We start from the raw sequence: 10,051 nt of genomic DNA on the forward strand, positions 1-10,051 counted from the left end.
AAAGATCAAAACGTGAACAAAATGATTTACGGAAATAACGGGAAGGGAGGTTTGGGGCAGAACGTATGAAAAGATTTCCCCTCGGGCGAACTTGCGCTATGGGGAGGGCATGACCACGATGCCACTGATTATTTTGCCGGACCCTCTGCTGCGCACGGTCTCGAAACCGGTCGAGCGCATAGACGACGACCTGAAGAAATTTGCCGACGATATGCTGGAGACCATGTATGAGGCTCCGGGCATCGGCCTTGCCGCGATCCAGGTCGGCGTGCCGCGACGCATGCTGGTGCTCGATGTCGCCAACAAGGACGAGGGCGAAAAGCAGCCCATGGTGGTGATCAATCCCACCGTGCTGCACAGCTCGGACGAGCGCTCGGTCTATGAGGAGGGTTGCCTGTCGATCCCGGAGTTCTATGCCGAGGTGGAACGCCCGGCGAGCGTGCGGGTGCGCTATACCGACCTTGCCGGCAAGGAACAGGAAATCGAGGCCGAGGGCCTGCTCGCCACCTGCCTGCAGCATGAGATCGACCATCTCGACGGCGCGCTGTTCATCGATTATCTGTCGCGCCTGAAGCGTGACCGGGTGATCAAGAAGTTCGCCAAGGCGGCCAAGCACAAGCTTTAGGACAGTCCGCTGCCAGCCGGCACGCCGAAGAACGCATCGAGACGGAGCAGGCAGCGCGGTTCCCGCGTTGCCTTCGCATACCAGTGACTCGAGGGCCGGCCGGCCTGCGAGGTCGCACAATGGCGTCCCGGTTTTTCAGCGCGCCGAGGGGTCTGTTGTTGTCTGGTGCTCTTCCTTATGCGGCGGATTTGCCTTTTGCGGCGCGGCATTCTCGTTTATCTGACCAGTTGCCGTATATTAACGTTTGCCTTTTTGCGCGGGCCCGGAAGGAGCGATCATGACCCTCAGGATTATTTTCATGGGCACGCCCGAATTCTCCGTTCCCACCCTCCGGGCGCTGAAGGAGGCGGGCCACGAAATCGCCTGCGTCTATACCCAGCCGCCGCGGGCGGCCGGCCGGCGCGGGCTGGCGGAGGTCAAGTCGCCGGTGCATCAGGCGGCCGAACTGCTCGGCCTGCCAGTGCGCACGCCGGAGAATTTTCGCGCTGACGAGGATCGCGCCGCCTTCGCCGCGCTCGATGCCGATGTCGCGGTGGTGGTCGCCTATGGTCTGCTGCTGCCGGAGGCGATCCTGAACGGGACGCGGCTTGGCGCCTATAATGGCCATGCCTCGCTGCTGCCCCGCTGGCGGGGCGCGGCACCCATCCAGCGCGCGATCATGGCCGGCGACAGCGAGACCGGCATGATGGTCATGAAGATGGAAAAGGGGCTGGATACCGGGCCCGTGGCGCTGACCAAACGGGTCGCGATCGGTCCTGACATGACGGCGGGAGCGCTGCACGACCGGCTGATGCATGACGGCGCGCGGCTGATGGCGGAGGCGATGGCGAAGCTCGAGGCCGGCGACCTGCCGCTGACCCTGCAGCCCGATGACGGCGTCACTTACGCGAAGAAGATCGACAAGGGCGAAACCCGGATCGATTTCAGCCGGCCGGCGCGCGATGTGCATAATCATATCCGGGGGCTTGCCCCGTTTCCGGGCGCGTGGATGGAAGTGCCGGCGGGCAAGCGGCTGGAGCGGGTCAAGGTGCATGAAAGCGCGCTCGGCGAAGGCGAGGGGGCGCCCGGCACGGTGCTTGGCGGGACGGGCCTGACGATCGCCTGCGGGAAGGGCGCGGTGCGGCTCCTCCGGCTGCAGAAGGCCGGCGGAAAGCCGCTTTCGGCCGAGGATTTCCTGCGCGGCACGCCACTTATCCCGGCAACGGTGCTTGCCTGATGCCGCGTTACCGCCTGAAGGTCGAATATGACGGCACGGCCTTTGTCGGCTGGCAACGCCAGGCCGAGGGGCGCTCGGTGCAGAGCGCGCTGGAGGAGGCCGTTGCCGGGTTTTCCGGCGAAACCGTTTCCATTCGCGGCGCGGGGCGGACGGATTCCGGCGTCCATGCCCGCGGCCAGGTGGTGCATCTCGATCTTGCCAAACCCTGGAGCCCGTTCACGATTCTGAATGCGGTCAATGCGCATCTGAGACTTGCCGGCGACGGTATCTCGGTGGTCGATGTGGTCGAGGCTGAACCCGATTTCGATGCCCGGTTTTCCGCACTTCGGCGGCATTATCTCTACCGCATCATCAACCGCCGCGCCCATCCGGCTCTGGAGTGGAAGCGCGGCTGGTGGGTGCCGAAGCCGCTTGATCACGCGGCGATGCACGCGGCAGCCCAGGTGCTCGTCGGCAGGCATGATTTCACAACATTTCGCTCGGTGCAGTGCCAGGCGAAATCGCCGGTGCGCACGCTCGACCGGCTCGATGTGACGCGGGCGGGCGAGATCATCGAGATCCGCGCCACCGCCCAGAGCTTCCTGCATAACCAGATTCGCTCCTTCGCGGGCACGCTGAAGCTTGCCGGCGAGGGCAAGATGTCGGTGGATGATGTGCGGCAGGCGCTGGAGGCGCGCGACCGCAAGGCCTGCGGGCCGGTGGCCCCGCCGGAAGGGCTCTATTTCATGAAGGTGGACTATCCCGGCGAATGAACGACATCCGGCCGGGGCTTGCGTCCTTCGTTCTTCCGATATATCTATATTTCCAGCTTTATGGATATGTTTGAGGTCTCAATGCCCGTCACCATCTACCACAATCCCGCCTGCGGAACGTCGCGCAACGTTCTGGCGATGATCCGGCAATCCGGCGAGGAGCCGGAGATCATCGAATATCTGAAGACCCCGCCAACGCGCGAAAAGCTTCAGGAATTGATCGCGGCGATGGCAATTCCGGTGCGCGATCTGCTGCGCCGCAAGGGCACGCCCTATGATGAGCTTGGCCTCGATGATCCGGCGCTGTCCGATGCCGAACTGCTCGACGCCATGATGGCGCATCCGATCCTGATCAACCGCCCGATCGTGGTGACGGAAAAGGGCGTAAAGCTGTGCCGCCCGTCGGAGACCGTGCTTGAAATCCTGCCAAACCCGGCAATCGGCGCCTTCACCAAGGAAGACGGCGAGGTTGTCTCGCCGCAGGCCAAAAAGTGAACCTGCCGGACGCCGAATCAATGCCCGCGCTTGATGAAACGGCCTTCCGCCCCGTCGATCCCGAGCGCCTGTTCACAGGCAACCGGATCGCGCATCCGGTAAGGGTGCTGATGCTGTACGGTTCGCTGCGCGAACGATCCTATTCCCGGTTTTTGACCGAGGAGGCGGCGCATTTGCTTGCGGCATTCGGCGCTGAGGTGCGGATTTTCGATCCGCATGGCCTGCCGCTGGTCGGCAGCACCGATGAAAATCATCCGAAGGTGCAGGAGTTGCGGTCCGCTTCGATCTGGTCCGAGGCGCATGTCTGGTGCTCGCCAGAACGGCACGGCGCGATGAGTTCGGTCCTGAAAACCCAGATCGACTGGCTGCCGCTTTCCGCGGGCGGCGTGCGGCCGACACAGGGGCGGACGCTGGCGCTGATGCAGGTCTGCGGCGGATCCCAGAGCTTCAACACCGTCAATCAGATGCGTATTCTCGGCCGGTGGATGCGGATGTTCGCGATCCCCAATCAATCCTCGGTCGCCAAGGCCTACGAGGAGTTCGATGACAGCGGACGAATGAAGCCGTCATCCTATTATCGGCGCGTCGTCGATGTCATGGAGGAACTGGTCAAGTTCACCCTTCTATTACGCGGGCAGAGCGCATACCTCACGGAGCGCTATTCCGAGCGGATCGAGGCGGCCGAGAAGCGCGCGCTCCAGACCGGCGCCTGACGCCGGTTTGCAAAATGCACGGCGACGCAGCCCTACTGTGTTGAAACGGTCTGGCCGGTAACGCAGGTGAGCTCGTTGAGCGGCGGCTGGGTTGTCTGCATCTGATAGGCGGCGCGCTCTTCCTTGGTCTTGCAATAGGGTATCTCGACGCCGGAAAAGCCCTTCTCCTCCAGGCAGCGGTTGATCAGGCGCTGGCGCAGTTTTTCATTGGTGTCGTAGCTGTAGCTTTCCACCGGCGTGGTGTAGCCGCCCACTTCGCCGCATATGGTGGTATCGCCGTTGGTGTCGCAGCTCACAAAGCCTGGATAGCTGTAGCCGCCTGTCACCTCGGTCACCATGTTCTGCGGAACATCCTTGAGCGCGGCGATGAAGCACTGGTCATAGGCTTCCTGCCGCTCGGCGCGGGTGGAGCCCTCCTTGTACAAAATCGAAACCGGTCCCGTCTGGCAGGCGACGAGCCCCAGCAGAACGGCGAGCGCCAGCGCTTTTCTGGTCATGACATATCCCCCGATGCATACAATCTTTGCGTGAGCGGCAGCACCTGTCAAGTAAGGATGCTCTCACCCTCCAACGATATAGCGTGTGCCGATATCGGTGACCAGAAGCGCGGTGATCGCCGAGGCGATGATCGCCGCCGCCGTCGGCAGCACTTTTTCACCCATCAGCATGTAGACGATCCGGATTTCGAACAGGAAAGCGCCCAGCAGCACGGTCTGGAACACGATCAGCACGATGGTCGCCAGCGGCTGCAGCCCGGTCGCGATCAGGAAGATCGCGAGTGCTGCGAAGATGTTCACCGGCAGGCTCAACCAGTTGGTGGCGACGATGATCTTGAGAAAGGCGCGCGGCAGGCCGGAGACCATGCAGACGACGCCGAGCACGACCAGCGGCGCCATCCAGCTCAGCCCCTGGATCAATGCGGTGCGCAAAAGGGTAACGAGCGTGAGGTCGATCGGGGGCTGTACAAGGCGGGTGAGGCTCACCAGCTCGCTCGCCGCCATCAGCGGCAGGCAATAGGCGAGCGCCCAGAACGAGCGCGCCACGCCCCGTTCGGTGAAATCGAGATAGCGCGCATGGGCCGGATCGGCCTTGAACAACAGCCAAAGTCCGCGCAGGTAGAAAAGGACTTCAGCAAGCAGCGGCAAGCGCGAACCACCTCTCTATGAAATGCCGGTAGATTTCGGTGAGCTTTTCTAGATCTTCGACCGCCACCCGCTCATCCACCTTGTGCATGGTCTGGCCGACAAGGCCGAACTCGACAACCGGGCAGTAATCCTTGATGAAGCGCGCATCGGACGTGCCGCCGGTGGTAGAAAGCTGCGGCGTTTTGCCGGTGACCGCCGCGATCGCTTCGGACAGGCTGCCGGCAAGCTGTTCATCGCGGGTGAGAAACACCGGGCTGACGCGGCCGAGCCATTCGACCGAAAACCGGGTGGTATCCTTTCCGCCGGTGCGCGCCGCGCGGCCAAGCCGATCGAGGATTTCGGCCTTCAGCGTCTCCTCGCTCCACAGGTCGTTGAAACGGATGTTAAAGGTCGCCGTGGTCTTTTCCGGGATCACATTGGTGGCGGCATTGCCGGTATCAACCGATGTCACTTCCAGATTGGTCGGCGGAAACAGATCCGTGCCCTCATCCAGCGGCGTGCTCATCAGCGCATCGAGCGCTGAGGCCATGGTCCGCAGCGGATTGTCGGCAAGGTGCGGGTAGGCGACATGGCCCTGAATGCCGGTCACCGTCAGCCGGCCGGTCAGCGAGCCTCTGCGACCGACCTTGATCATGTCGCCGAGCGCATCCGGATTGGTCGGTTCGCCCACAAGGGCTGCGTCCCAGCGCTCGCCGCGGGCCTTTGCCCATTGCAGCAGCTTGTCCGTGCCGTTGATGCCCGGACCTTCCTCATCGCCGGTGATCAGCAGCGACACCGAGCCCGCCGGCTTGCCGTTTTCACCGATGAAGCGGGCGAGCGCGGCCACGAAACAGGCAATGCCGCCCTTCATGTCGACGGCGCCGCGGCCGTAAAGCAGACCGTCGGCGATCTCGGCGGCAAAGGGCGGGCGGGTCCAGGATGCGGCGTCGCCGGGCGGCACCACGTCGGTATGGCCGGCAAACATCAGATGCGGGCCCTCCGCGCCGAGCCGGGCGTAGAGATTTTCGACATCGGGCGTTCCGTCCCCGCTCGCCGTCATCCGTTCGACGGCAAAGCCGAGCGGGGCAAGCATCGCCTCAAGCGCCGTCAGCGCGCCGCCTTCCTCCGGGGTCACGGAGGGGCAGCGGATCAGGGCCTGCAGGTTCTCGACGGGATCGGTGACGCTCATCATCTCTATCTGGATATTCCTGCTGCGATTGCCAGTGGTCAGTCGCGCAGAAGCTCGTTGATGCCGGTCTTGGAGCGTGTCTTTTCATCGACGCGCTTGACGATAACCGCGCAATAGAGACCGGGTCCGGGCGCGCCGTTGCCCATCGGCTTTGCGGCCGGCAGCGTGCCGGCGACGACGACCGAATAGGGCGGGATTTCGCCATAGCTGATTTCGCCGGTGGCGCGGTCGACGATCTTGGTCGACTGGCCGATATAGACGCCCATGCCGAGCACCGAGCCTTCGCGCACGATGCAGCCTTCGACCACTTCGGAGCGCGCGCCGATGAAGCAATTGTCCTCGATGATGGTCGGGCCGGCCTGCATCGGTTCCAGCACGCCGCCAATGCCGACGCCGCCGGAGAGATGCACATTCTTGCCGATCTGGGCGCAGGAGCCGACGGTGGCCCAGGTGTCGACCATCGTGCCTTCATCGACACGCGCGCCGAGATTGACGAAGGAGGGCATCAGCACCACGCCCGGCGCGATATAGGCCGAGCGGCGCACGACCGCATTGGGCACGGCGCGGAAGCCGGCCGCGCGGAATTGGTTGTCGCCCCAGCCCTCGAACTTGGAGGGCACCTTGTCCCACCATGTCGCGTTGCCGGGGCCGCCCTTGACCACTTCCATGTCGTTCAGTCGGAACGACAGCAGCACCGCCTTCTTCAGCCATTGATTGACCTTCCAGGCGCCGTGTTCCTGCCTTTCGGCAACGCGGGCCTCGCCGCTGTCGAGCAGGTTCAGCGCCTCCTCCACGGCATCGCGCACCTCGCCTTTGGTCGAAACCGAAATTTCGCCGCGGTTTTCGAAAGCATCGTCAATGGTTTTTGCGAGGGAGTTGAGATCAGTCATGCTGGTATCCTGTGCCGGTCGCGCCGGGTGGCGCAAAGATAAGCCTTGGTCTGAACCGATCTAAGCGAGGGCAGCGACGGCGTCAATCTTTGGGGACGGTTCTTCCCGGACTTGCCGTCGCCAAGCCAAACGAAAATGCCCCCGGAAAAACCGGGGGCATCAATGCAGGCAGACAGGTCCGGCGCAAGGCCGATCAGGGCATCGGGCGGCGATCCGGCAGGTCCTCGATCGTGATCACCATGTCGCCGTTGCGGTCCATGCGCGAAAACATCTTGGCGGCAAGCTGGGCGAATTCTTCCTGGCTCACCTGACCGCTGCGGTCGGTATCGGCGCGCACGAAGAAGATGCGTTCGACATTGCCGGGCCGTCCGCCCCATTTCTTGCCGTCCCACTTCTTGCCATCGTCGTCGCGGCCGCCCATGCGGTGCTGCGGGCCGTCGCCGTTCATCGCCATGTGCTGGGGCGCGCCCTTGTTCATGCCGCCCGGGCCGGCTTCATTATTGGCCATCTTGCGTGCGGGCTTGCCATCGGGGCCGGGCATGCCGTCCGGGCCACCATTCTGCGCCGCCATCTTGCCTTCGGGGCGCGGGTTGGCGTCGCGGAACGCCTGCCACTGGGCCTTGCGGAAGTCGGAATACTCGCCGGGCGTGATCACGCCGTCGCCATTGACGTCGATTTCCTCGAACCGGCCGTCCTGGAAGGCCACGACCTCGTCCTCGGTGATCTTGCCGTCCTTGTTGGCGTCGGAGGTCTTCAGCAGGTAGATGAAGCCGCGTTCCGGGCCGGGGCCGCGCATGTCGCGGGCAAGGCTCGGGGTTGCGGCGGCGCCGAGCGCCAGCGTGGCGGCAAGGGCGGATACAGTGAGTTGCTTCCCATTCATGGCTTCTTCCTCGTGTTGTGGGCCTATGAGGAAAGAGTAGGTGAGCAACCGCTCAAAGACGACTTAATTTACGGAAAGGTAGCCTGAATAATCGGTAATTCATATTCCATTCATCATAGCAGACTGGTGACGAAACCCGCCAGATCTTCCGTCACATAATCAATGTGTCCGGTCTCGTCGCCGAGTTGCTCGAAAGCCTCCGCAAACCCGTATTCCAGATTGGGCGGTACGATCAGCACCGTGCGCATGCCGAGCACTTTCGGTTCCCGCAGATTGCGCGGCAGGTCCTCGAACATCGCCGCGTGACGAGTGTCGACGCCGGAGCGGTCGAGGAACTTGCGATAGGCCGCGGCATCCGGTTTCGGGATGTAGCCGGCGGCCACGATATCGAAGATATCGTCGAAATGGTCGCGGATGCCGAGTGCTGCGGCGGTCTTTTCGGCATGCGGCACGGAGCCGTTGGTGAAGATGAACTTCCGGCCCGGCAGCGCCTTGATCGCCTCGCCCAGCACCGGATTGGGCTCGATCACCGTGTAGTCGATCTCGTGCGCCTTTTCGAGAAAGTCGTTCGGGTCGATCCGGTGGTTGATCATCAGCCCCTGCAGCGTGGTGCCGTGGTCGCGGTAATACTGCTTCTGCAACTGACGGGCCTCGTCATGCGGCAGAGAGAGCAGCCGGGCGACATAGTCCGTCATGTTGCGGTCAACCTGGGAGAACAGGTTGACGTGATGCGGGTAGAGCGTGTTGTCGAGATCGAAGACCCAGTCGCGGACGGTCTCGAAATCGGTTTTCTTGGGATGCGTCATCGGTTTTGTCATGCCTGCCTTATGGCAGAGAGCGGGCGGGAAGGGAACGGGATTTGCGATTTGCGGCAACTGGCGCGGTCTGGAGCGGCGTGATAAACAGGACCCATGTTCAGATCCATTCGCCAAAAGCCGATCATCCTGCAGGACCGCAAGCGCCTGCCGGTGCGGTTCTTTGCCGATTTCTGCAAGACGGTGAACGGGCGACTTTGAAGGGCTGAGCGGCGGCTTCGACCGTCAGAGATTACCCTTCTCATCCTCTTCAAGGTCAATTCCCATGGAAATCTGGATCGGCATCACATTCGCGGCCGCCTTCCTGCAAAATCTGCGTTCCTCGCTTCAGAAATATCTGAAAGGGCGCATGGCGACGCTTGGCGCCACCTTTACCCGCTTCGGGTTCGGCGTGCCGTTCGCCGCGCTCTATTTCGTCGTTCTCGCCTATGGTCTCGACCGGCCCGTACCGTCCGTCACCGGCGACTTTCTGTTCTGGTCGGTGATCGGCGCGGCAGGGCAGATCGCGGCAACCTTCCTGCTCGTTTACCTGTTTTCCTTCCGCAATTTCGCGGTGGGCACGGCCTATTCGCGCACGGAGCCGGCCCAGGCCGCCATCCTCGCCTTCCTGTTCTTCGGAGCGACGATCTCGCCGGTTGCGGTCATCGCGATCCTGATCTCGATTGCCGGCGTCATGCTGATCTCCCTGTCGCGCAGCGCCGTCAGCTTCCATGCGCTGGTGGCAGGCCTGATGACCCGGACGGCGCTGATCGGCATCGCGTCCGGCACGCTGTTCGGGTTGTCGGCTGTCTCCTACCGCGCCGCCTCGCTGGCGCTGGCGCCCACCCTGCCGGCACCCGACAGCATCATGCAGGCGGCGTTTACGCTGCTGGTGGTGATCGTGATCCAGGCGGTCGCGATGATCGCCTGGATGCTCGCCTTCGACCGCGTCGAGCTTGGCAAGGTGTTGCGCGCATGGCGTCCGGCGCTCGCCGTCGGCTTCGTCGGCGCCACCGCGTCGTTCGGCTGGTTCATCGCCATGACCCTGCAGCAGGCATCGATCGTCAAGGCGGTGGCTCAGGTCGAGATGCTGTTCACCATCGCCACCTCGGTGCTGTTCTTCAGGGAAAAGATCACCCGCGTGGAATTGCTGGGCTGCGGGCTGGTGGTCTGCGGCGTGCTCGTGCTGCTGTTTGCCTGAGGGCTTCGCTCTTGCGGCTGCGCAGAGAGTGCTGCCTGGACCCTCGGGTCAAGCCCGAGGGTGACCCGGAGAGGGGGAGACGGCGTTGAAAAGCAGCCGTCATCATGCTTCGAAAGGCCGCCGTCATGCTCTGCCGCACACCCCACAGGTGTCATCAACTCTGTTGGATGAC

The 10,051-nt window shown here is 63.2% G+C and carries 12 protein-coding genes; 6 read left to right on the plus strand and 6 right to left on the minus strand.

The genetic code is table 11. The annotated features are described in order from the left end of the window. Positions 1–109: 109 nt before the first annotated feature. The 5 genes from def (at position 110) to arsH (ending at position 3,801) form a co-directional block, all read left to right on the plus strand. Positions 110–625 (plus strand): peptide deformylase, encoded by a 516-nt coding sequence (def, locus tag B4E36_RS15240; RefSeq protein WP_026173580.1) that lies wholly within the window; start codon positions 110–112, stop codon positions 623–625. A gap of 277 nt (positions 626–902) precedes the next feature. Further along, positions 903–1,841 carry a methionyl-tRNA formyltransferase gene (fmt, locus tag B4E36_RS15245; protein ID WP_292058236.1) on the plus strand — a complete coding sequence of 313 codons (939 nt, stop codon included), beginning with the start codon at positions 903–905 and terminating at the stop codon, positions 1,839–1,841. Further along, a complete protein-coding gene (truA, locus tag B4E36_RS15250) occupies positions 1,841–2,593 on the plus strand; it encodes a tRNA pseudouridine(38-40) synthase TruA (RefSeq protein ID WP_292058237.1) in 753 nt (250 codons plus the stop codon). The genes fmt and truA overlap by 1 nt, the downstream gene beginning before the upstream one ends. Before the next feature lie 81 nt (positions 2,594–2,674). Then, positions 2,675–3,088: an arsenate reductase (glutaredoxin) gene (gene arsC / locus B4E36_RS15255; RefSeq protein ID WP_292058239.1), complete on the plus strand. Its 414-nt coding sequence runs from the start codon at positions 2,675–2,677 to the stop codon at positions 3,086–3,088. A gap of 20 nt (positions 3,089–3,108) precedes the next feature. Further along, positions 3,109–3,801, plus strand: a complete 693-nt coding sequence (arsH, locus tag B4E36_RS15260; RefSeq protein WP_292058240.1) for an arsenical resistance protein ArsH — start codon at positions 3,109–3,111, stop codon at positions 3,799–3,801. A 32-nt stretch (positions 3,802–3,833) separates the two neighbouring features. On the opposite strand, the gene B4E36_RS15265 is transcribed toward arsH, so the two are convergent. From B4E36_RS15265 to B4E36_RS15290, 6 genes are all read right to left on the minus strand, one after another. Next, entirely contained in the window at positions 3,834–4,298 is a 465-nt protein-coding gene (locus B4E36_RS15265; protein WP_345900538.1) for a hypothetical protein, read from the minus strand. A gap of 63 nt (positions 4,299–4,361) precedes the next feature. Beyond that, positions 4,362–4,946, minus strand: coding sequence for a hypothetical protein (locus tag B4E36_RS15270; protein ID WP_292058242.1), 585 nt, complete (start codon positions 4,944–4,946; stop codon positions 4,362–4,364). Continuing rightward, complete coding sequence (gene dapE, locus B4E36_RS15275; protein WP_292058244.1) at positions 4,930–6,114, minus strand: succinyl-diaminopimelate desuccinylase; 1,185 nt, start codon at positions 6,112–6,114, stop codon at positions 4,930–4,932. Before dapE ends, B4E36_RS15270 begins: the two co-directional genes overlap by 17 nt. 38 nt (positions 6,115–6,152) lie before the next feature. Beyond that, the gene (dapD, locus tag B4E36_RS15280; RefSeq protein ID WP_292058246.1) at positions 6,153–7,004 is read right to left on the minus strand and encodes a 2,3,4,5-tetrahydropyridine-2,6-dicarboxylate N-succinyltransferase; all 852 of its coding nucleotides are present in this window, start codon (positions 7,002–7,004) and stop codon (positions 6,153–6,155) included. Between the two features lie 193 nt (positions 7,005–7,197). Continuing rightward, complete coding sequence (locus B4E36_RS15285; RefSeq protein ID WP_292058247.1) at positions 7,198–7,884, minus strand: EF-hand domain-containing protein; 687 nt, start codon at positions 7,882–7,884, stop codon at positions 7,198–7,200. A gap of 113 nt (positions 7,885–7,997) precedes the next feature. Then, entirely contained in the window at positions 7,998–8,690 is a 693-nt protein-coding gene (locus B4E36_RS15290) for a pyrimidine 5'-nucleotidase (RefSeq protein ID WP_345900539.1), read from the minus strand. Positions 8,691–8,964: 274 nt separating this feature from the next. Between B4E36_RS15290 and B4E36_RS15295 the strand changes: the two genes are divergently transcribed. Continuing rightward, positions 8,965–9,879: an EamA family transporter gene (locus B4E36_RS15295; RefSeq protein WP_292058250.1), complete on the plus strand. Its 915-nt coding sequence runs from the start codon at positions 8,965–8,967 to the stop codon at positions 9,877–9,879. Positions 9,880–10,051 lie beyond the last annotated feature (172 nt).

It is taken from the genome of Martelella sp. UBA3392 (assembly GCF_002358775.1).
GTDB lineage: Bacteria > Pseudomonadota > Alphaproteobacteria > Rhizobiales > Rhizobiaceae > Martelella > Martelella mediterranea.